Annotated in this window: 27 protein-coding genes and 1 tRNA gene; 6 read left to right on the top strand and 22 right to left on the bottom strand. The window is 59.0% G+C overall.

Annotated elements, in window-relative coordinates; all coding sequences use genetic code 11:
• Positions 1-465 carry a flavodoxin domain-containing protein gene (locus tag C6V82_RS06550; RefSeq protein ID WP_102586563.1) on the bottom strand — a complete coding sequence of 155 codons (465 nt, stop codon included), beginning with the start codon at positions 463-465 and terminating at the stop codon, positions 1-3.
• Positions 466-627: 162 nt separating this feature from the next.
• On the opposite strand from C6V82_RS06550, the gene C6V82_RS06545 reads away from it, so the two are divergent.
• Complete coding sequence (locus C6V82_RS06545) at positions 628-837, top strand: DUF2788 domain-containing protein (RefSeq protein ID WP_102586564.1); 210 nt, start codon at positions 628-630, stop codon at positions 835-837.
• 140 nt (positions 838-977) lie between these two features.
• Here C6V82_RS06545 and ihfA read toward each other — a convergent pair whose 3' ends face one another.
• From ihfA to C6V82_RS06480, 13 genes are all read right to left on the bottom strand, one after another.
• Entirely contained in the window at positions 978-1,280 is a 303-nt protein-coding gene (gene ihfA, locus C6V82_RS06540; RefSeq protein ID WP_102586565.1) for an integration host factor subunit alpha, read from the bottom strand.
• Positions 1,281-1,335: 55 nt separating this feature from the next.
• A complete protein-coding gene (gene pheT, locus C6V82_RS06535) occupies positions 1,336-3,717 on the bottom strand; it encodes a phenylalanine--tRNA ligase subunit beta (protein ID WP_102586566.1) in 2,382 nt (793 codons plus the stop codon).
• A gap of 41 nt (positions 3,718-3,758) precedes the next feature.
• Entirely contained in the window at positions 3,759-4,778 is a 1,020-nt protein-coding gene (pheS, locus tag C6V82_RS06530) for a phenylalanine--tRNA ligase subunit alpha (RefSeq protein ID WP_102586567.1), read from the bottom strand.
• A gap of 120 nt (positions 4,779-4,898) precedes the next feature.
• Complete coding sequence (gene rplT / locus C6V82_RS06525; protein ID WP_102586568.1) at positions 4,899-5,252, bottom strand: 50S ribosomal protein L20; 354 nt, start codon at positions 5,250-5,252, stop codon at positions 4,899-4,901.
• A 35-nt stretch (positions 5,253-5,287) separates the two neighbouring features.
• Complete coding sequence (rpmI, locus tag C6V82_RS06520) at positions 5,288-5,482, bottom strand: 50S ribosomal protein L35 (protein WP_102586569.1); 195 nt, start codon at positions 5,480-5,482, stop codon at positions 5,288-5,290.
• A gap of 120 nt (positions 5,483-5,602) precedes the next feature.
• Positions 5,603-6,142 carry a translation initiation factor IF-3 gene (gene infC / locus C6V82_RS06515; RefSeq protein WP_102586570.1) on the bottom strand — a complete coding sequence of 180 codons (540 nt, stop codon included), beginning with the start codon at positions 6,140-6,142 and terminating at the stop codon, positions 5,603-5,605.
• Positions 6,143-6,174: 32 nt separating this feature from the next.
• On the bottom strand, positions 6,175-8,073 hold the full coding sequence (gene thrS, locus C6V82_RS06510) for a threonine--tRNA ligase (RefSeq protein ID WP_102586571.1): 1,899 nt from the start codon (positions 8,071-8,073) through the stop codon (positions 6,175-6,177).
• Between the two features lie 289 nt (positions 8,074-8,362).
• Positions 8,363-9,019, bottom strand: coding sequence for an OmpA family protein (locus C6V82_RS06505; RefSeq protein ID WP_102586572.1), 657 nt, complete (start codon positions 9,017-9,019; stop codon positions 8,363-8,365).
• Positions 9,020-9,288: 269 nt separating this feature from the next.
• Positions 9,289-9,759, bottom strand: coding sequence for a DUF2489 domain-containing protein (locus C6V82_RS06500; RefSeq protein ID WP_102586573.1), 471 nt, complete (start codon positions 9,757-9,759; stop codon positions 9,289-9,291).
• A 114-nt stretch (positions 9,760-9,873) separates the two neighbouring features.
• A complete protein-coding gene (gene cyoE / locus C6V82_RS06495) occupies positions 9,874-10,806 on the bottom strand; it encodes a heme o synthase (RefSeq protein ID WP_102586574.1) in 933 nt (310 codons plus the stop codon).
• 11 nt (positions 10,807-10,817) lie between these two features.
• Positions 10,818-11,873 (bottom strand): COX15/CtaA family protein, encoded by a 1,056-nt coding sequence (locus C6V82_RS06490; protein ID WP_102586575.1) that lies wholly within the window; start codon positions 11,871-11,873, stop codon positions 10,818-10,820.
• Positions 11,874-11,903: 30 nt separating this feature from the next.
• Entirely contained in the window at positions 11,904-12,452 is a 549-nt protein-coding gene (locus C6V82_RS06485; RefSeq protein WP_102586576.1) for a hypothetical protein, read from the bottom strand.
• A 109-nt stretch (positions 12,453-12,561) separates the two neighbouring features.
• Positions 12,562-13,266 carry an SURF1 family protein gene (locus C6V82_RS06480; RefSeq protein WP_102586577.1) on the bottom strand — a complete coding sequence of 235 codons (705 nt, stop codon included), beginning with the start codon at positions 13,264-13,266 and terminating at the stop codon, positions 12,562-12,564.
• Here C6V82_RS06480 and C6V82_RS06475 point away from each other — a divergent pair.
• A complete protein-coding gene (locus C6V82_RS06475) occupies positions 13,265-13,456 on the top strand; it encodes a DUF2909 family protein (RefSeq protein WP_102586578.1) in 192 nt (63 codons plus the stop codon). The two genes, C6V82_RS06480 and C6V82_RS06475, sit on opposite strands and share 2 nt — an antisense overlap.
• 68 nt (positions 13,457-13,524) lie before the next feature.
• Here C6V82_RS06475 and C6V82_RS06470 read toward each other — a convergent pair whose 3' ends face one another.
• From C6V82_RS06470 to C6V82_RS06450, 5 genes are all read right to left on the bottom strand, one after another.
• Entirely contained in the window at positions 13,525-14,385 is an 861-nt protein-coding gene (locus C6V82_RS06470) for a cytochrome c oxidase subunit 3 (protein WP_102586579.1), read from the bottom strand.
• Positions 14,382-14,981 carry a cytochrome c oxidase assembly protein gene (locus C6V82_RS06465; protein WP_102586580.1) on the bottom strand — a complete coding sequence of 200 codons (600 nt, stop codon included), beginning with the start codon at positions 14,979-14,981 and terminating at the stop codon, positions 14,382-14,384. The genes C6V82_RS06470 and C6V82_RS06465 overlap by 4 nt, the downstream gene beginning before the upstream one ends.
• Before the next feature lie 29 nt (positions 14,982-15,010).
• Entirely contained in the window at positions 15,011-16,645 is a 1,635-nt protein-coding gene (gene ctaD, locus C6V82_RS06460) for a cytochrome c oxidase subunit I (RefSeq protein WP_102586581.1), read from the bottom strand.
• A 95-nt stretch (positions 16,646-16,740) separates the two neighbouring features.
• Positions 16,741-17,859: a cytochrome c oxidase subunit II gene (gene coxB, locus C6V82_RS06455; protein WP_373297564.1), complete on the bottom strand. Its 1,119-nt coding sequence runs from the start codon at positions 17,857-17,859 to the stop codon at positions 16,741-16,743.
• Positions 17,860-18,050: 191 nt separating this feature from the next.
• On the bottom strand, positions 18,051-18,224 hold the full coding sequence (locus C6V82_RS06450) for a DUF2970 domain-containing protein (protein WP_102586582.1): 174 nt from the start codon (positions 18,222-18,224) through the stop codon (positions 18,051-18,053).
• A 172-nt stretch (positions 18,225-18,396) separates the two neighbouring features.
• Here C6V82_RS06450 and C6V82_RS06445 point away from each other — a divergent pair, with 172 nt between their 5' ends.
• The gene (locus C6V82_RS06445) at positions 18,397-18,723 is read left to right on the top strand and encodes a hypothetical protein (protein WP_102586583.1); all 327 of its coding nucleotides are present in this window, start codon (positions 18,397-18,399) and stop codon (positions 18,721-18,723) included.
• Between the two features lie 54 nt (positions 18,724-18,777).
• Here the strand turns inward: C6V82_RS06445 and C6V82_RS06440 are convergent, their stop codons facing one another.
• A complete protein-coding gene (locus C6V82_RS06440; protein WP_102586584.1) occupies positions 18,778-19,509 on the bottom strand; it encodes an LrgB family protein in 732 nt (243 codons plus the stop codon).
• Positions 19,506-19,862 (bottom strand): CidA/LrgA family protein, encoded by a 357-nt coding sequence (locus C6V82_RS06435; RefSeq protein WP_102586585.1) that lies wholly within the window; start codon positions 19,860-19,862, stop codon positions 19,506-19,508. The genes C6V82_RS06440 and C6V82_RS06435 overlap by 4 nt, the downstream gene beginning before the upstream one ends.
• 217 nt (positions 19,863-20,079) lie before the next feature.
• On the opposite strand from C6V82_RS06435, the gene C6V82_RS06430 reads away from it, so the two are divergent.
• Positions 20,080-20,156, top strand: a tRNA-Pro gene (locus C6V82_RS06430).
• 122 nt (positions 20,157-20,278) lie between these two features.
• Here C6V82_RS06430 and C6V82_RS06425 read toward each other — a convergent pair.
• Positions 20,279-20,743, bottom strand: a complete 465-nt coding sequence (locus C6V82_RS06425) for a hypothetical protein (protein ID WP_102586586.1) — start codon at positions 20,741-20,743, stop codon at positions 20,279-20,281.
• Positions 20,744-20,898: 155 nt separating this feature from the next.
• On the opposite strand from C6V82_RS06425, the gene C6V82_RS06420 reads away from it, so the two are divergent.
• Together C6V82_RS06420 and C6V82_RS06415 are read left to right on the top strand one after the other, a co-directional pair.
• Positions 20,899-21,387, top strand: coding sequence for a GNAT family N-acetyltransferase (locus tag C6V82_RS06420; protein WP_102586587.1), 489 nt, complete (start codon positions 20,899-20,901; stop codon positions 21,385-21,387).
• Between the two features lie 87 nt (positions 21,388-21,474).
• Positions 21,475-21,666, top strand: a complete 192-nt coding sequence (locus C6V82_RS06415; RefSeq protein ID WP_102586588.1) for a hypothetical protein — start codon at positions 21,475-21,477, stop codon at positions 21,664-21,666.
• Positions 21,667-21,685 lie beyond the last annotated feature (19 nt).

Raw genomic sequence — 21,685 nt, 5'->3', positions numbered from 1 at the left:
TCACGCGACCTTCAACTGTTGGGTTTCGATCCATTCCTCAACCCACGGCAAGGCGGCGTCGTCGGCCATGAAGGTTTCCATGGCATCGACTTCGAGCCGCTCGCCGAGGCGCTTGCCGCCTTGCTCGGAAAGCAGATGATCGAGATGGCGCCCAGCGCCACAGAAGGTCTCGCCGTAAGAGCTGTCGCCCAGGGCGATGATCCCGTAGCGAAGCGAAGCAAGCCCGGGGCTTTGCTCCTCGAGCTCACGGGCGAAAGGCACGAAGTTGCCTGGGAAGTCTCCGCTGCCGGTGGTGGAGACGCAGAACAGCGCCACGTCGGTTGGCGAGCCGAGCAGATCATCAAGAGACGGTTGATCGTAGATGGCGACCTCAAAACCCGCATTCTCGAAAAGCGGTTTGACTTGTTCGGCCACATCCAGCGCGCCGCCGTACATGGTTCCGACGAAGATTTTCAGCATTGGCATGTCATGGATTTACCTGAGAATTTAGCGCGGATTTTATCATGCAAGCCCCACAGGCTGCACCCTGGCTAACCGCCAGAGCGAGACATCCTGACGCAGGCATGGACCTGCACCCGAGTACATGACCCAGTATAATACTCAGGTTTGTCCCAGCACGGAGGCATCATGCAGCAAACGTTCGAGGCATGGATCACACCGATCATGATTGGTGGCCTGATCCTGTTCATGGGATTCATCATCTGGGATCTGGCTAGAAAATCGAATGCCGGACGTTTCGGCACGATCATGCTGTTCGTGGTGCTGGGTGCCGGAATCCTGGGATATATCCTCAAGGTGGTGATCACCTGGATACTCGAGAGAGGTGGCAGCGTTTAACACGCAAGCGACCGCCATTTCGACCTCAACCGATCCCCCTCGCCAAGCTGTTCGGCCACCCAACGACAATCGCCACCCAATGGGTGGCGATTGACGTTACAACGGATCACGACATCTCTACGGGGGTTACAAGACGGGAGTTACAAGGCCTCGCCACGATAGCTCTCGACCTGGCTCTTGAGCTTCTGCCCTGGCCGGAAGGTCACCACGCGACGCGCCGATATCGGAATCTCCTCACCCGTCTTGGGATTACGGCCCGGCCTTTCACGCTTGTCTCGCAGGTCGAAGTTACCGAAACCGGACAACTTGACCTGCTCGTTCTCGCGAAGGCAAGCACGAATCTCCTCAAAGAACGCTTCCACCATCGTCTTGGCTTCACGCTTGGAGAGGCCAAGTTCGGTGTGCAGGTGTTCAGCAAGTTCCGCCTTGGTCAGTGCACCCATGTTCACTCCCTCGTGTGGGGTCCGCCATGCCGCCTGTCAAAAGCCCCGCAGCACTCTATCCGCGCAATTCCGCGCCCAGATGCTGGCCCGTCTCGGTGACGATGGCATCAACCAACTGATTGATTTCCTCATCATTCAGCGTGCGCGAAGGATGCTGCCAGGTCAAGCCCAGGGCAATACTCTTGCAACCCTCAGGAACCCCCTTGCCCTGATAGACATCGAACAGTCGATGCTCGATCAGCCACTCACCGGCCCGGCTGCCGATGGTATCGAGCAGTGCCTGTACCGGTAGATCCTCGGCCACCAGGAACGCCAGGTCGCGGCGCACCTCGGGATAGCGTGACAACGGCGTAAAGGCTGGAACGCGACCATGCGTCAGTCCGTCCAGGCGTACTTCGAAAAGGATGGCATCGACCTTCAAACCCAGTCTGCTGCGTACCGCGGGGTGCAAGGTACCGATCCAGCCCGCCTCCTCACCGCGGTGCAGAATCCGCGCACTTTGCCCTGGGTGTAGCGCCGAATGCTCGGCGGGTTCGAAACGCCAGGCATCAGGTTCGCCGCTCATCGAAAGCAGGCTCTCGAGATCACCCTTCAGGTCGAAGAAGTCCACGCTGTCACGGCCACCAGACCAGCCTTCCGGATCACGCGAGCCACACACCAATGCACCAAGCATCGGTATCTGTTGCAATTCGTCGAGCTCTCCGCGGAACACGAGTCCCGTCTCGAACAACCGCACGCGTGTCTGCTGGCGATTGAGGTTATGCGTGAGAGCTCGAACCAGCCCCGGAAACAGGCTGGCCCGCATCACCGAAAGGTCGCTGGAGATAGGGTTGGCAAGCACCGGTGACACCGCCTGCGGCAGCAGTGCCTGCTGAAGGTCGGGGGCAACGAAGCTGTAGGTCACCGCCTCCTGGTAGCCCCGCGCCACCATCTGCCGCCGCAACCTACCCAGCGGCGTGTGTGCCTCATGATCGGGACGCAGCGCCAGGCGCGCGGCAGGACGGCGAACCGGCAAGCGGTTATAGCCGTGGATTCGGGCCACCTCCTCGATCAGGTCCTCTTCGATGGCTATATCGAATCGCCAGCTGGGAATGCTGGCAAGCCAGCCTTCGGCGGTTGGCTCGACCCCCATGCCGAGGCGCTCGAGAATCTCGCCGACCTCGTCAGCAGGCAGCGCCTTGCCGAGAGCCTGCTCAAGCCGCGTGGCACGCAGCAGCACATCCCGCCCAACCGGCAGATGCGCATCGCTTGACACTTCGATGAGAGGTCCCGGCTCGCCACCGGTGATCTCGAGCAGCAACGCCGTGGCTCGCTCGGCGGCCTCACGTGCCAGGCGCGAATCGACGCCGCGCTCGAAGCGATGCGAGGCATCGGTGTGCAAGCCGTAGAGGCGCGCCTGCCCCGCCACCGCCAGCGGCGAGAAGAACGCCGACTCGAGGAAGATGTCACGGGTGTCAACATTGACGCCGGAGTGCTCTCCCCCCATGACCCCTGCTATCGCCAGCGGCCCACGCTCATCGGCAATCACCAGCGTATCACCGCCCAGGGTGATCTCCTGGCCATCGAGCAGTACCAACCGCTCACCCTCACGCGCCAGGCGCACGATCACCGCACCGTGCAAATTGGCATGATCGAAAGCATGCAGCGGTTGGCCAAGTTCCAGCATGACGTAATTGGTGATATCAACGACAGCGTCAATGGAGCGGATGCCGCTGCGGCGTAGCCGCTCGACCATCCACAGCGGCGTCTCGGCAGCGAGGTTTACCCCCTTGATCAGTCGCCCTATGTAGCGCGGGCAGCGCTCGGCATCCTCGACACGCACCGGGAAGGTCTGATCATGGGTGGCAGCCACGGGGGCGACCCCAGGCCCGTTGACCGGCAGGCGATTGAGTACGCCCACTTCGCGCGCCATGCCCTTCACGCTCAGGCAATCGCCGCGATTGGGTGTCAGGTCGACCTCAATGGTAGCGTCATCAAGCCCCATCCAGGCACGGAAGTCCTCGCCGACCGGGGCCGTCGCGGGCAGTTCGAGAATGCCTGCGGAGGTCTCCTCCTCGAGACCGAGTTCCGAGGCCGAGCAGATCATGCCACGCGATTCAGCGCCGCGAAGCTTTGCCTTGCGAATCTTGAAGTCACCCGGCAACACCGCGCCGACGCGTGCAAAGGGCACCTTCTGACCGGCCGCGACATTGGGTGCCCCGCATACCACCTGCACGGGGTCGCCGCTGCCATCATCGACCTGGCAGACGCTAAGCTTGTCGGCATCGGGATGTGGAGCCTTGCCGACCACCACGGCCACCACCACGCCTTCGAAGGGCGCGGCGACAGGCTCGACGGCATCCACTTCCAGGCCGGCCATGGTGATCTGGTCGGCCAGCGCCTGGGTGGCAAGCTGAGGGGACACCCAGTCACGCAGCCATTGTTCGGAAAATTTCATGGTCAATCCTGTGTTCAGCAAGCAACGGTTTAGGTCGGCGATCAGGCGAATTGGCGAAGAAATCGCAAATCATTGTCGAAGAACAGCCGCAGGTCGTTGACCCCATAGCGCAACATCGCCAGCCGCTCGGCCCCCATGCCGAAAGCGAAGCCCTTGTAACACTCGGCATCGATGCCCGAGTGACGGAACACCTCGGGGTGCACCATGCCGCAGCCCATCACTTCAAGCCAGCCACTATGCGAGCAAACCCGACATCCGTCACCGGCACACATCACGCACTGAATGTCGACCTCGGCGGATGGCTCGGTGAACGGGAAGTAGGAAGGACGGAAACGTACCGAGAGGTCATCACGCTCGAAAAACGCGTGCAGGAAGTCCTCGATGGTGCCCTTGAGGTCGGCGAAACTGACATCTTCGTCAACCAGAAGTCCTTCCACCTGATGAAACATCGGGGTGTGCGTCAGGTCGGAGTCGCTGCGATATACACGCCCCGGGCAGACGATGCGGATGGGTGGCTGACTCGCCTTCATGGTGCGCACCTGTACCGGCGAGGTATGCGTGCGCAGCAGACGCGTAGCATCGAAGTAGAAGGTATCGGCCATTCCACGTGCCGGATGATGCGCCGGGATGTTGAGCGCTTCGAAGTTGTGATAGTCGTCCTCGATTTCAGGGCCGACCGCCACATCATAGCCAATACGGGTAAACAGCCCCTCGATGCGCTCCAGGGTGCGCGTGACCGGGTGCAGCCCGCCACTTGGCTGGCCACGCCCCGGCAAAGTGACATCCACACGCTCGGCGGCAAGTCGTGCCTCGAGGGCCGCTTTCTCGAGGTCCTGGCGACGGACATCAAGCTCCTGCGCCAGTGCCTGCTTCGCCTGGTTGATATGCTCGCCGGCAGCCGGGCGCTCATCGGCCGGTAACTTGCCAAGACCCTTGAGCAACGCAGTGAGCTCGCCTTTCTTGCCGAGGTAGCGCACACGCAGCTCATCCAGCGCCTGGATGCTGTCGGCGGCCTGGATGGCCTGGCGGGCCTCGGAAACCAGGGTAGGAAGGTGGTCCATCCGTTGCGCTCCGAATTCGGTGGTCATTAACCAAAAAAACAGGGGAAGAGCGGCTGCTCTTCCCCTGCGACGTCAACTCCCGACCGGACTTCGCCGGGCGGACTGGCTTGACGGTGTCACTTACTGGGCAGCCTTGGCCTTCTCGACGATGGCAGCAAACGCTGCCTTCTCGTTGACGGCCAGGTCAGCCAGGACCTTGCGGTCGATCTCGATACCGGCTTTCTTCAAGCCACCGACGAAGCGGCTGTAGGAAAGGCCGTTCACACGAGCACCCGCGTTGATACGCTGAATCCACAGCGCACGGAATTGGCGCTTGCGCTGACGGCGATCGCGGTAGGCATACTGACCGGCTTTGATAACGGCCTGCTTGGCTACGCGGAACACACGCGACCGGGCACCGTAGTAACCCTTGGCCTGCTTGAGAATCTTTTTGTGACGACGACGGGCGACAACGCCCCGCTTGACACGAGTCATAGCTTACTCCTGACGTTAAATGGGTCTACCAAGGGTTACAGGTTGGGCAGCATGCGCTGAATCAGCTGCTTGTCCGCGTCGTGAATCTGCTTCATGCCACGCAGTTGACGCTTACGCTTGGTGGACTTCTTGGTCAGGATGTGACTACGAAACGACTGCTTGTGCTTGAAGCCATTGGCCGTCTTCTTGAAGCGCTTGGCAGCACCACTGTTGCTCTTGATTTTCGGCATGAGTCTAACTCCGCTCGAGGTTTTTCAGAAAATTCGGGGCCAACGAGAAAGTCTTTGCCTTCCCGCCCGTTTAACCGGCCGTCGAATCACTTATTTTCTTGCAGTTACTTTTTCTTGCACTTACTTCTTCTTGGGGGCAATGATCATGATCATCTGGCGCCCTTCCATCTTGGGAAAGGCCTCCACGGTCCCGATTTCCTCGAGATCGGCGGCAATCCGTTCCATCAGCTTGCGGCCGATGTCCTGGTGCGCCATTTCCCGACCACGGAAACGCAACGTGACCTTGCCCTTGTCACCACCTTCGAGGAAACGCGTCAGGTTCTTGAGCTTGACCTGATAGTCGCCTTCGTCGGTGCCAGGCCGGAATTTGACTTCCTTGACCTGAATCTGCTTCGTCTTCTTCTTCTGAGCAGATTTCTGCTTCTTCTGCTCGAAGACGAATTTGCCATAATCCATGATCTTGCAGACGATCGGGTCGGCATTGGAAATCTGCACGAGATCCATCCCGGCTGCTTCGGCACGTTCCAGTGCATCACTGGTGGGCACGACGCCCAACTGTTCGCCGTCGCTGTCGATCAGGCGAACCTGATCCTCGGTGATGCGCTCGTTCATTGGGGGGCGCTTGTCTTGAACGCGCCCTCTTGGGTTGCTTCGCTTGATCGTTCCGTCTCCCTAGACAATTGACGATGTCGTCAGCCGAGTTCGGCACTCAGACGCTCGATGAGGTCGTCGACCCGCATGATGCCAAGATCCTCGCCGGTACGCGTACGCACGGCCACCGAGTCGGCCTCGACTTCCTTATCTCCTACTACCAGCAGATAAGGAACTTTCTGCAACGTATGCTCGCGGATTTTAAAGCCGATCTTCTCATTCCTCAAGTCCGCCTTGACGCGAAGACCGCTTTTTTGCAGACGTTTTTCCAGATTCGTCGCAAAATCACGCTGGGCATCGGTGATATTGAGGATGACCGCCTGCTGCGGTGCCAGCCAAAGGGGCATCGCGCCGGCGTAGTGTTCGATGAGGATGCCGATAAAACGCTCCATCGAACCGACGATGGCTCGGTGCAGCATCACCGGGGCACGCCGATCACCTTCCGCGGTGACATATTGGGCACCCAGTCGCGTGGGCATCATGAAATCGACCTGCATGGTGCCTACCTGCCACTCGCGTCCGAGGCAGTCACGCATATGATACTCGATCTTGGGGCCATAGAAGGCGCCCTCGCCCGGCAGCTCTTCCCACTCTACGTCACAGGCCCTTAGGGCGCTGCGCAGCGCATCCTCGGCACGATCCCAAATCGCATCCTCACCCAGCCGCTTCTCCGGGCGCAGGGCCAGCTTCACGGCAATCTCGTCGAAACCGAAATCGCCATACACCTGCTGTGCCTGCTGGTGGAAACGGGTGACTTCCGCCTCGACCTGCTCCTCGGTGCAGAAGACGTGGCCATCGTCCTGAGTGAAAGCGCGCACCCGCATGATACCATGCAGTGCACCGGAAGGCTCGTTGCGGTGGCAACCGCCAAACTCGCCGTAACGCACCGGCAGCTCGCGATAGCTTCGCAAGCCGGAATTGAATACCTGCACATGGCCGGGGCAGTTCATCGGCTTGAGCGCATACTCACGCTTCTCCGATTCAGTGAAGAACATGCCATCGGCATAGTTGTCCCAGTGGCCGGACTTCTTCCAAAGCGAGACGTCCATAATCTGGGGACAGCGAATCTCCTGGTAGCCGCCCTCCTCGTAAACCCGGCGCATGTACTGCTCGACAACCTGCCACAGCTTCCAGCCACGCGGATGCCAGAAGACCATGCCCGGCGCCTCTTCCTGCATGTGGAAGAGGTCTAGCTTGCGTGCCAGCTTGCGGTGATCGCGCTTCTCGGCTTCCTCGAGACGCTTCAAGTACGCCTTGAGCTGCTTCTTGTCGGGCCAGGCGGTGCCATAGATGCGCGTCAGCATCGGTTTTTCGGCATCACCACGCCAATACGCACCGGCAAGCTTGGTCAGCTTGAAGGCTTTCAGGTGCCGGGTGTTGGGCACATGCGGCCCACGGCACATGTCGGTGTACTCTTCATGATGATAAAGACGGATGGTCTCGCCTTCAGGAATCTCTCGGACAATTTCCTGCTTGTATGGCTCGTTACGATGCAGGAACGTCAGCATGGCCTTGTCACGATCGACATAATCTCGCACGACGTCATAGTCGTGATCGATCAACGCTTTCATGCGTTTCTCGATGGCCTCGAGATCCTCGGGCGTCACCGATCGACCGAAATCGATATCGTAGTAGAAGCCGTCGTCGATGACCGGACCAATGGCCATCTTGGCATCGGGATAGAGCTGCTTGACCGCATGACCGATCAGGTGAGCACAAGAGTGACGGATCACCTCCAGGCCTTCTGGGTCTCGGGCGGTCAGAATGGCAACCGTGGCGTCATGATCGATGATGTCGGCGGCGTCTACCGCCACCCCGTCGATCTTGCCAGCAACGCACGCCTTGGCGAGACCAGGGCCAATGCTTTCGGCAAGCTGCATGACGCTCAGGGGTTCGTCGAAGGTTCTCTGGCTGCCGTCCGGCAGGGTCACGATGGGCATGAATGGGTCCTTGTGCGCAGTGGTGGCCCATACGAAAGACCACATGTCGCGATGAACAGAATGAAAAATATGTCCCTGCACTACCCGCCATCACACTCAGGCATCATGGACGCTAGAGGAGAGATGCTGCGTTAGGCAGGCCAGTATCCTAGCAGAATCCTCGGTTTGACAGAATCCCGGGGGCTTAGGGCAATTATTGCAGTTTGGGTCACCAACGCAGCGGGGGTGCCCTAAGGCACCCCCGCTGGCGTCAGGCGATTGCTCACCCGGCGATTCGAAAGACCAGCATTTACTGGCGATCGATCTCGACACGACGGTTGAGGGCACGGCCCTGGTCGGTCTCGTTGGTAGCCACAGGGCGCTCTTCACCGTAACCGGTAGCCATCATGCGGCTGCCGGAAACACCCTGAGACATCAGGTAGCTACGAACCGAATCAGCACGCTCCTGTGACAGGCCCATGTTGTACTGGTTAGAGCCGACAGAATCGGTGTGACCATCGATGCGGATATTGACGTCGGTGTGCTCGCGCAGGCGACGGGCCACCTCATCAAGGGTCGATTCAGCTTGCATGGTCAGGTCCGCAGAGTCGAACGCGAAGTTGACTTCACTGGACAGCACCACCGGCTCGAAGTCCGGCACCGGCTCGGGTTCCGGCTCCGGCATCGGCTCAGGCTCGGCCACAGGCTCAGGGCTACGGTCAGCGCACAGCAGAGCACCTGCCGCGGCACCGATAGTCGCACCACCCGCTGCGTGGTTCTCTTCATCGGCATCGCTGGCGGTCGCATAACCAATACCACCACCGATCAGGCTACCTGCGATACCACAGACGATAGGCTGCTGGTACCAGGCACGATCGGATGAGGGATCGGTGTTAGGCGTGGCACATCCAGCCAAGCCGACTACCAGTGCAGATCCGAGCAACAAGCCAGTCGTAGAATTTTTCATTTTGCAAACTCCTTCTTCTTGATTCAGTTCCTGGGGAGGAAGCAAAAGTCCCCGATCCCAAGTGATCCAAACGATCGGAAGGCGCGGGGCGTTATTCCCTTGCCCACCTGATACAACCGTTACGTCGAACTCGACAAGCAACGCCGCCTTCCTGGCGCGAGGCAAGCTTGCCCGAGCTCGGCTAATCTTTCAATCAACATCTTATGACATAAATGGTAGATGATGCCATTGATAATCGAACAGTGTGCGATCAACGCCGTATTCACGCATCAGCGATGCAGGCTCTCTGGCCACTCTCGGCGAAACACCAGTGCCGCCCTGGCCGCCTCGATGACCGGCTGTCGGTACTCGTCTTCCACCGCGATGCGCTCTTTGTCTTCCTTGAAACGCTCCTTTGGCGACAATGCCATACGAGCATCGTGAGTGTGCAGATGACGAGTGCGATCATAGACTTCGACGAACGGGCGAAAGGCATCCCGCTCGAGCAGCGTGGCATCGATGATTTCCAGTGACACCTTGCACCGCCAGGCGCCTTCGGTGATATCCACCTGCTGCTGCACCAGCGCCGAGGCAACAAGCTCGAGGTTCTCGAGGCAATTGTCACGTGCTCGCTGCGCTTCTTCATCACGCAGGGCCTCTCGTCGCCGCACTTCCTTGTTGAGCCTGAAAGCGTAGGCGGCGAGTCCGGCAATGATTGCCAGCGCAATGCCGACAAGTATTGCGGCGGTCATCGTAGTCATGGGCTTTCCCAAAGTCGGTAGGTCAATATCTGTCAAAGCCATTCTACATGGACAAGCCATATGCAACGAGCCCGGCCATGGCCGGGCTCGTTGCGTCGGGTCACTACGCGCCTGTCAGAACCCCAGGCTTGCCGCATAGTGATCGAGCAGCAACACACCGAATACCCCGAGAATATAGCGAATGGAGAACCAGAAGGCCGCCAGTGGCGCCTTGGGATCCTGACCTCGCCATACCTTCCAGTTCCAGAACATGAAACGCGCATTGAGCAGGCAGACACCCACCAGATAGACCGCACCGCTCATCCCGATGACGAACGGCATCAGGGTAACCGCCACGGTGAGCCAACCATAGAGCCATACCTGGAGTCGCGTGAACGCCTCACCATGGGTGACAGGCAGCATGGGCACGCCAGCGCGCGCGTATTCGTCCCGCTTGTGCAAAGCCAAAGCCCAGAAGTGCGGCGGTGTCCAGGCGAATACGATCAACATCAAAAGTAACGGCTCAGGGCTCAACTGACCGGTGACTGCCGTCCAGCCGAGCAGCGGTGGTGCGGCACCCGCCACGCCACCAATGACGATATTCTGGGGAGTCGCGTGCTTTAGAAACGTTGTATAGACCAGTGCATAGCCGATCAACGAGCCCAGTGTCAGCCAAGCCGTCAGTGCATTGACCTGCCACAACAACAACCCAATGCCACTCACCGACAGTAACGTGGCCCACACAATCGCCAGAGCACTGGGCATGCGCTGTGTCGCCAGAGGCCGGCGCGATGTACGCACCATCATGGCATCCAGCCTGCGATCCACCACGTGATTGAAGGCCGCCGCTCCACTCGCCGCAAGACCTATGCCCAATAGCCCATAGCCAACGACCCATAGGGAAGGCAATACAGGGCTCGCCAACGCCATGCCCACCAGCGCACAAACCAGCATAACCACTACTACACGAGGCTTGCAGAGGGTCAGCAGGTCCCGCCACCCCCAGCTAACGGCACCCGGTGCGCCGCCCCGCACCAATCCGGTGCGCGATGTCAGTGCCTCAGACATGCACCCACTCCTTACGTTGTCATTATCGTCTGGTTTCTGTTTAGCACCGCGGGCTCGACAGGCAACGTTCGCCAGTTCCACACGGACAGTGTCATGGCTACCACCATGGCCACGGCGCCCGCGGTATGCAAGAGCGCGAGCCACAAAGGCAACCACATGACGACATTGGCCACACCCAAGCCAAACTGCAGTGTAAACACCAATACCAACCCTGCAAGCCAGGGGCGCATGCGCGTTTCTTGCCAATGACGGGCCACCAACACTATCAACATCAGCCCCAACACCATGGCGCCCAACCGGTGGCCGAGCTGAATGGCCGAACGCGCATCGGCATGCAGTTGACCATGCAGGTAGTTGGGGCCGACGCTCTGGGTGATATGAAACCCTTCACTCCAATCCGTTGAGGGCCACCATTGCCCGTTGCATGTAGGGAACCCTTGGCAGGCAATGCCCGCGTAATTGCTCGATACCCACCCGCCGAGGGCCAGCTGCAACACCAGCACCAGCACGGCAAGGCCCCACAGGGGCGACAAGGGACGACGCGGCGCGGGGACTCCACCCAGCGTCAGGTCACCTTTGACAAACCGTCGAAGCCTCAGGTGCAGCCACAGAAACAACACCATCACGGTAAGCCCGCCAAGCAGGTGTAACGTGACGACCTGTGGCCAGAGTTTCAACGTGACCGTGAAGGCGCCGAACGCCCCTTGTACGATGATAGCTGCCAGCAGCGACAGACTCACCAGCCATGGAAACCCTGGTTGGTGGCGAAGCGAGACACCCATCACCACAATGGCAATTACCAGCAGACCAAGGGCAGAAGCAATGTAGCGATGAAACATCTCCACCCAGGCCTTGAACACTTCAAGAGGAGTATCGGGGGTGTGCATCATGGCATGTTCCGCATCTGGCACCACCAGACGTCCGTAACAGCCTGGCCAGTCGGGGCAGCCAAGGCCAGCATCAGAGAGGCGTGTCCAGGCGCCCACCAGGATGACCAGGCCGGTAAACACCACACCGATCAAGCTCAAGGTCTTGAGCAACCGCAACCTACCCTCGGTACCCATCATCTTCCTCTTATCCCCCATAGTTCGATCAGATCAACGCTGAGCTACGTCCTGCACATCACGCGACCCGACTTCCGGGTTCATGCGCAGCAGTTGATTGAGATCATCCAGTACCTCACTGGGGTCGGCTTCGGGTGTATAGGTCAGCACCGGATGTCCGGCGGGGTCTAATATCCAGAGTGTGTCGGCCTTTCGCCATTGTGGAGCATTCGACCACTGGACGATGCGCTCACCCGGCAAGGCGTCGGCAGGTCCACCAATACGCAGCCGGCTGACACGCGGCGCCTCGCGCCCAAGTGCACGATGCACACGCCACCACTGGTCTGTCAGTACCTCGCACCGCTCTCCGCAATCGAATGCCAGCACCCAATCCCCCTCCACCAGCGGACCGGCCTGTTCCGACAAGGGCCACTCGGCAAGCATCGGTATGTCAGGTGACAACTCCCCATGGGCGGTCCGCTCTTCGGGGATGCCGACACCCCAGAACACCATCCCCCATGCCACAAGCATCGGCAAGGCAAAGATTGCCATCAGCGCCACTAGCTTCAGGCGCGCCTGGCTCACGGTGCGAATTGATGTCATGTCTGCTTGTTCCTTAAATACGCGGAAAATAGTGTATACGCGGAAAAATAGTGTGTACGCAGAAAAGTGCGTGCGTCGAAGGAAAATGAGTTCATCACAAGAAAATTCATCACCGAATGCGTCTGGAAAAACGGCGCGAACCAACCAGCATCACTACCAGGGCGGCAAGGGAAAGTCCCCACCACTGCACGGCATACCCCAAATGACGACTAGGCGGCATGACACTCGGGGTCCACCACGACTCAAGGTGACCCGGCCCCTGCTCGAGATGCAACCAGCCATCATGAGCAAAGTCGCTTGACCAGGCGTCAAGCGCCATTCGCTGCAATCGCTGGCCCTCGCGATTCTCGCCAAAAACTGGCGTGCCCTCGTTGGCGGTCTGCCATCTGCCAGCCAGTGTCACGCGTCCATCCGGAGTTTCCACTTGGGGTGTCTCGCGGCTAGTACCAGTCTCCAGAAAACCGCGCTGTATGAGCCAAAAGCGACCATTCTCGTCTTCAAATGGAGTCAACGGAGCGACACCAAGCCTACCGTCAAAGGTCCGGTTATCCAGAAAAAGTGTCTCAGCGGCCAGGTAAGTGCCGGTAAGCGTGAGAAAACTGCCATCCGGAGGTGTTTGGGCGGGGGACTCGAGACGAGGGGCGGCATCAAGACGGGCCAGATACTCTCGCTTGTCATCGGCACGTTCCCACTGCCAAATGCCCAGAACAATGCCAAGCACCACCAATATGGACCAGAATGTCCACCACAACCATTGCCGACGATTGCCCGGAGAGGCATCCTGAGAGCCATCGCGATTCAAGGAGTGTCCCATGTTGCTGAAGGTTCTCATCGCCCTGGTATTCCTGGCCATGCTGTCAAGCCTTGCCGCTGGCGCCGGATTCCTGCTGAAGGACGGTGGCCAATCACGCCGCCTGCTCGTATCGTTGAAGCTCAGAGTGGCGCTGGCCGCCACTCTTCTAGCGTTGCTCTTCTACGGATTCTATCTTGGCACCCTGGGTTAGCTGATCATGCACAGATCCACTTGCAGGCCCTCTGGCAGGGCCGTCTTGCAGAGCATCTTGACAATCAACTAGAAGACATAGACGAACAGGAACAGTCCGATCCATACTACGTCCACGAAGTGCCAGTACCAGCTTGCGGCTTCAAATCCGAAATGCTGATCTCCCGAGAAATGCCCCTTCTGGATACGCCAGAACATCACCGCCAGGATGGTGGCTCCAATGATCACGTGCACGCCATGAAAGCCTGTCAACAGGAAGAATGTCGCCCCATAGATACCGGCCTGCAGGGTGATGCCGTAATGATTGTAGGCCTCGTAGTACTCAACACCCTGGATGATGATGAAGGTGATCGCCAGCAGCAGTGTTGCGAACAGCCAGTTGCGAGTGACATGGCGCTCGCCTTCTTTCAGCCCTTCATGGGCGACTGTCAAGGTGATGCTTGAGGCCACCAGTATCAACGTGTTGACCAGCGGCAATTGCCACGGACTGAAGGTTGCCGCGGGACCCGAAATGGAAGAATCAGGCGGGCTCATCAGTGGCCAGCTGGCGGTGAAGTCAGGCCACAACAATGCAGCGACGCCTTTGGCCCCCTCACCATCCAGCCAAGGCAATGCAAAGGTACGCACGTAGAAAAGCGCCCCGAAGAAGGCTGCAAAGAACATCACTTCCGAAAAGATGAACCACCCCATCCCCCAGCGAAATGAACGATCCATCTGCGCATCGTAAAGCCCTTGTCGAGACTCCTTGATGACATCGTAAAACCACAATGCCATGACCCCCAACACGCCCAGCATCCCGATAATCACCATCGGAGTACCACGATCATGCACCAGCAACATACCAGTGCCAATCATCATCACCCCTACGGCGACCGATCCAAGGATCGGCCACTTGCTGGACTCAGGAACGTAGTAGCTGCCACCACTCATGTCTCTTCTCCATTGCCGGTAGTCGCCCGGGCCTGCAGCGGCGCCTCGTCGCGGGTGACCGGATACAGGGTATAGACCAGTGTTACGGTATTGATGTCGTCAGGTAGATCACGCGCAAGCTGGAAGACAAGCGGCAGTTCCAATCGCTCCCCCGCTTCCAGGTGCTGCTCATCGAAACAGAAGCAGTTGATCTTGCGCAGATGACGTGACGCATTGGAAGGCGAGACGCTGGGCACTGCCCTTCCCCAGTTGCCTTCGACGCTTTGGTTATGAAACGCGAAATTGACTTCGGCGCTCTGCCCCGGGTGAACACGGACCTGACGCGTCTCGACATCCATTCGCCAGGGCAGGCCGGAACTTCCCCGGGTAATGAACTGCACCGTGACCATCCGCGACTCGTCGACCTCTTCGTGGATGATTGACTGCGCTGAGTTGTTGACCTTGCCATTCAACCCAGTGACCTGGCAGAACACGTCGTAAAGTGGCACCAAAGCAAAAGCGAAGGCGAACATACCGACCAGGGCCGCCACTGTCCGAACCACTGTTCGGCGGACGCCTGGATTAGCCTTGTGTTGGGACTGTCCGCCCTGGGTCATGGAAGCCTCCTGGCGCCTATTGATAACACTCAGTGTTCATGTGGCCGGAAGTTCGGCGGAGTATCGAAGGTATGCAACGGCGCAGGGCTCGGCACACTCCATTCGAGATCCTCGGCCCCTTCCCAAGCCTTGGCTGGCGCCTTTTCCCCACCTCGCACACACAGGATCACGACAGCCACGAAGACGAGTTGCGAGGCACCGAACAACAAGGCACCAAGGCTTGATACCAGGTTGAAATCGGCGAACTGCAACGCGTAGTCGGGAATCCTGCGTGGCATGCCGGCAAGGCCGGAAAAATGCATTGGGAAGAACGTCAGATTGACCCCAATCACCGACAACCAGAAATGCCACTGAGACAGTTTCACGTTGGGGTAGTGACCTGTCCACTTGGGCAACCAGTAGTAGACGCCGGCCATGATCGCAAACACCGCACCTGGCACAAGCACATAGTGGAAGTGGGCAACGACGAAATAGGTGTCGTGATACTGGAAGTCAGCCGGAGCAATCGCCAGCATCAGACCCGAGAAGCCACCAATGGTGAACAGCACGACAAAAGCCAGCGCAAAGAGCATGGGTGGCTCGAAAGTGATCGACCCACGGAACAGCGTGGTAATCCAGTTGAACACCTTCACCCCAGTGGGAACGGCAATCAGCATGGTGGTGTACATGAAGAACAGCTCAGCCACCAACGGCAGCCCCACCACGAACATGTGGTGCGCCCAGACCAGAAACGACAGGACAGCGATCGATGCCGTAGCGTAGACCATCGATGCGTAGCCAAAAAGACGTTTGCGAGCGAAGGTCGGAATGATCGCCGATACAATACCAAACGCCGGCAGGATCATGATGTACACCTCTGGGTGCCCGAAGAACCAGAAAAGATGCTGGAAGAGCACCGGATCCCCACCACCAGCGGCATTGAAGAAGCTCGTTCCGAAGTTGATGTCCATCAGCATCATGGTGATCACCCCGGCGAGCACCGGCATCACCGCGATCAGCAGGAACGCGGTGATCAGCCAGGTCCACACGAACAGCGGCATGTCCATCAGACGCATGCCCGGCGCGCGCATGTTGAGGATGGTAGCGACGATGTTGATGGCACCGAGAATCGAACTGATACCCGCAATGTGCAGCGACAGAATGAAGAATGTCGTCGACGGTGGCGCGTACGTCGTCGACAATGGCGCGTAAAAGGTCCAGCCGAAGTTCGGGCCACCACCAGGCATCAGCATGGTCGACAACAGCAGCGCGAAGGCGACCGGCAACAGCCAGAAGCTGAAGTTATTGAGGCGCGGCAGTGCCATGTCCGGCGCCCCCACCTGCAGCGGAATCATCCAGTTGGCCAACCCGGTAAAGGCCGGCATGACCGCCCCGAACACCATGATCAACCCATGCATGGTGGTCATCTGGTTGAAAAACTCGGGTTGCACGAGCTGCAACCCGGGCTGGAACAGCTCCGCACGCACAACCAGGGCGAAGATACCGCCGATGAAGAACATCACCAGAGAGAAGATCAGGTAGAGGCTACCAATCTCCTTGTGATTGGTCGTCAGCAACCACCTCATGATGCCGCGAGGTGGTGAATGATGCGCAGAAGCCTGACCACCGGCCACAGCCGAGGTGCTTTGCTCCAGGGGGTGATGCGGTGGCAACTTGGGCGCCATCTTGTATCTCCCGAATCTGTCATTGTTCTTGATATCGAACGTGAGCGTCAGAACGATGTTGGCGAAAGGTTAACCGACTCGCTTCAACGAGGCTGTCAATCAGACAGCCGCTCGGCGATCTCAGCGGGCTGAACCGCATCGCCCGTGTCGTTGCCCCAGGCATTGCGAGTCCAGGTGGTCACCGCGGCGATCTCGACCGGGTTCAACGTGCCTCGGAAGGCAGGCATCGCGGAGCCGGACACACCATTCAGGATCTTGTCTAGATGCCAGTCGAGGTCATCGATCAACTGCTGGTTATCCGCCAATGCCGGGAATGCCGGTGGTGCACCCTGCCCCTCCGCTTGGTGGCAAGAGGCGCATATGCTGCCGTAAACGGCTTCGCCGCGCTCCATCAATTCCTCAAGCTCCCACTCGCGATCAACCCCCATAGCCTCCTGCTCGGCGGCTTCCTTGCGCTCGGCAAGCCAGGCATCGAACTCTTCCTCTTCCAGCGCCTCGACCACGATCGGCATAAAGCCGTGATCCATGCCACAGAGTTCAGTGCATTGGCCACGGTAGATGCCGGGCTCGTTGATACGCACCCAGTTCTCGTTGATAAAGCCGGGAATGGTATCCTGCTTTACGGCAAGATCCGGCACCCACCACGAGTGGATGACATCATCGGCGGTCATCAGGAAGCGAACCTTGCGGTTGACGGGCAAGACCAGCGGCTCATCGACTTCGAGAAGATAATGTTCGCCGCGCGGCTCATCACCCTGAATCTGGGCACGCGGAGTGGACATATTGGAGTTGAAGGCAACGTCTTCGCCGAGATATTCGTAACGCCAGCGCCACTGCTGGCCGGTGATCATGATATCCAGCTCGGCATCGGAGGCATCATACATCTTCTTGAGCGTGGCGGTTGCCGGTATCGCCATCCCCACCAGAATCAGCAACGGTACGGCCGTCCAGATCACTTCGACAGTGGTGTTCTCATGAAAATTGGAAGCCTTGGCACCCTGAGAGCGGCGAAAACGGAACAGGGAATAGAACATCACCCCAAACACCACCACGCCAATCACCACACAGATCCAGAAAATGATCATGTGCAGGGAATGGATCTCGCGACTGACATCCGTCACCCCGACCGGCATGTTCCAGGCGTTGGCCATGGCCAATGGGACCATCAGGGCGAAGCCCAGGCAACCCGTCATCCAAACGAGCGACTTGCGCATCGGCACCTCCTCTCGGTTTGTAGTTGTCTTGTCGCGCAAACCGACGTGCGTCAGAAGGTGGAGACACACTCGCCGATAGGATTTCTTGCGCACGCTGCTGGCACTGCAATATTAGCCACATCTGAGACACAGTCATAGTGACTGCTGTGCTATATCATCTCATTGATACCAGAATACTCAAACGCGAACTTTCAACGGGAAGCCTGGACAGCAACCAGTGCAACAACTACCACCAGCACGACGGCCAGCACGACTCCCACGATGATGAATGCCACAGGGCTGCCGTTTTCGAAGTCTTCCTGACGCTGCCGCTCGCGCTGAACGCCGAAGAAGGCAGCCAGCACAGACTTGATCACTCCCCACATTCACACCCCCAGCCATCGATCCCGTGACCACTAGATTGACCGGCATCACGTTCGAGCACAACAGCTTTTCGGTGCCAGCGCAAGACACCACCTGTCATCTATACTCAACTCACGTCGCAAGCCCCCTCATCGTCAGAAAACGCCATTGCAATCAACTGTACGAGGCCCTGTCATGACCACACCCATCACCAACCCGATGTTCGACTGGTGGCAAGAGCAATGGTTGAAGGGACCCAATCCGGTGGCTCGCATGCAACTCGCCTGGCTTGAGAGCATGGCGGATGCCATGCAATTCGAGGCCCAGTTCATCAAGGCCTTGGCAGAGAGCAGCGCCCGCATGTCCGAATGCTTCGAGGGCGACGCGCCCAGGACTCATGCAGAGCTCCAGGCGTGCTACCAGTCACTGGTCAAGGACATCACCGACGCTCATGTAAAACGTGTCGACTTCGCCAACCAGCTTACCAAGGAGTTTCGCCAACGGATCTGGGAAGAGCTTTGAAACGTGGAGCTTTGAAACGTGGAGCCTTGCTCCTCCGGGGATCGAGGCTCCATGTCAACCAAGACCAAACATACGCACCAACAGCGGCAGCAGGAACGCTGTCACAAGCCCCGTAAGCCCCATCGCCAGGCCGGAGAACGCCCCCGCCACCGCGCCGATCTTGGCGAAGGCGTGGGCGGTACCAAAACCGTGGGCTGTGAGCCCCAACGCGAAACCTTTCACTGCCGGGTCATCGATTTTCAGCAAGTGAAAGATACCCGGCGCCAACGCACAGCCGATGGAGCCAGTCAGCAGCACGAGACCTGCCGCCAGAGATGGAATTCCGCCGATCTGCTCGGCGATGCCCATGGCGATGGGAGAAGTCACCGAGCGCGGCGCAAGCGATAGCATTGTCTCGACCTGGGCACCCAGTAGCAACGCCAATCCGAGCGTCGAGCTGACTGCCGTGAGAATTCCCAGGATGCACGCCGCCAGCAACGGCCATAGCAGCCGACGCACTCGCTCGCGATGATCGTACAGCGGAATAGCCAATGCCACGGTAGCAGGCCCAAGCAGGAAGTGAATGAACTGCGCGCCTTCGAAGTAGGTCCCGTAGTCCATATCAACAAGCAGCAGAAAGCTAATCAACATGGCAATGGAAAGCGTCACCGGATGCACCAGAGCGGTGCCACCCAGCCCCTTGTTGATACGCACGGCAAGCATGAAGGCGAGCAAGGTCACCAGCAATGACAACAGCGGGTTTCCTGACAGGTAGACCCACAGCTGGTCGAATTCGGCGAGATTCATCGACCGTTCCCTCGCCGCCGATTCATCCGGTCCAGCGCCCACAAGGTCACGACCAGTGTCACAGCCGTGGACACCACCAGCGTCACCGCAATCGGCCACAGGTCATTGCCGATCAAGCTGAAGTGCACCATCAAACCAACCCCGGCGGGCACGAACAGCAGCGTCAGGTAACGCAACAACCCCTCACCTGCCAAGCGCAGGCTTTTCGGCACCTTGCCGAACACCAAGAGCCCTACCAGCAGCACCACCATGCCAATGACCGGACCCGGTATCGGCAGGGTCAACCCTCGCGCCACCAATTCCCCAATGAACTGGCAGGCCAGCAACACGCTCATCCCCAGGATCAATGGCATCACTCGTCACTCCCTCGCCAGGACTCAACGCAACACTGTACAGGCAGCCATCCCTGAACATATCCCTCGAGCATAGGCCAGTCAGCAAGCCGACGATGTACAACCCAAGCAATTGAAACGAAAGTCCAAAAGGGGCTTTTCATTTTATGTCCAACACGCTAGTATACGCCTCGTTCTCGGGGCTGAGATAAGTATCTCAAGCCACTGAAAACGCAGTCGGAGCGTGGCGCAGCTTGGTAGCGCGTTGCAATGGGGTTGCAAAGGTCGCAGGTTCGAATCCTGTCGCTCCGACCAAAAACACAGTAAAAACCGCCGCTAACGGATCATACCGTGCGGCGGTTTTTCGTTGGGCGATATGCAAGCCCCAAATTGAGTCAGTGCCACCCAACGCATGGCGGGCGGCAACGTCACCCTGGTTACTGCGCCGGCTGCTGCTGTTGCATCTGCTCCTGCATCTGGCGCATTTGCTCACGCTGCTGTTCCATCTGGCGCTCGAGTTCGTCGCGCTGCTCCTGGGTCAGCGTGGACTGGATACGTGCTTGCATCAGCACACTCTCGGCCGCCATGTCGCCGGTCAACTGGCCCAGCCGCTGAGCATCCTCGCGAATCGCGGCCTCGTCGACATCAGGCTGCACACGCTCGTAGAGCTGGGCTTGTACCTGCTCGGCTTCACTCTGCTTCTGCTCGATGATGGCTTGGGAATCGTTCAACAGGGCAACCAGCTCCTGCTGCTGACCCTCTTCCAGGCCGATCAGTTCGTCGAGCTGGCTTACCTGTTGTTCAGCGCTCGGTGGGGCACCCTGGGGCATCTGTTGGGCGGAGGCTTGGCTTGCCACCAGCAGGGACAGGGAAGCGGCGGCGAGAAGCTTCAGTGCAGTCATGTCATCTCCGATTTGGTCAATGGAGCCTTGACCCTAACGTTTCCGCTTGACGCTTGGCACCCCCAGAAGGGGAAAAAATTGCCCATGATATGACGCTGCCGCCAGACGAACGCTAGAATCTTGTCACCTGCGGCAGCACCCGAGGATGTTGACGGATGACCACCATACGCCCCTTTGAGACAGGCGACTGGCCGACACTGTGGCCGATCATCGAAGCGATATTCCGCGCCGGTGAAACCTATGCGGTGCCTCGCCACATCAGCGAGCAGGATGCCCATCGCATGTGGATCGAACTGCCTCGCGCGATCCGAGTGGTGGTGGATGCGCAAGGCGAGGCAATCGGCAGCTATTACCTCAAGGCCAATCAATCCGGCCCTGGCGATCATGTCGCGAACTGCGGCTATGTGGTAGCGGCGCATGCGCGTGGGCAGGGCATCGCCGGCGCGATGTGCAAGCACTCGTTGACGCTGGCCCGGGAACTGGGGTTCACGGCCATGCAGTACAACCTGGTGGTGGCGAGCAACACGGTGGCCATCGGGCTGTGGCAAAAGCATGGCTTCACGATCGCGGGTACCCTGCCGCTGGCTTTCCGGCACCCCGAGCAGGGCCTGGTCGATGCTCATGTCATGTATCGATTGCTGTAAGGGTGGAAGAGTCGCTACATTGATCCCGGCTACTACCCGCCCACTCGGCCAGCCAGGCCATTGCGATACCATGACCAAGGAATCCCCATGCGACACCTTCTGCCCTTCGCCACGTTCATGATCGCCGGTGCCCTGCTGGCTGGTTGTACCACCTATACGTTCCCTGATGGCAGTCGCGAAACCTTGTGGGGCGTACCCACCGAAGATGAAACCAAGACGCGAGAGGAGCGACAGGCGGACCACTTGAAATACCGGGTACCAGGCGAAATGCCCGAGTAACGTCCTGGGAAGGGCCATC

The organism is Halomonas urumqiensis (assembly GCF_003028575.1).
Taxonomy (GTDB): domain Bacteria; phylum Pseudomonadota; class Gammaproteobacteria; order Pseudomonadales; family Halomonadaceae; genus Halomonas; species Halomonas urumqiensis.
Note: the sequence above shows the minus strand (reverse complement) of the source record. Positions and strands in the feature narration are given on the sequence as shown.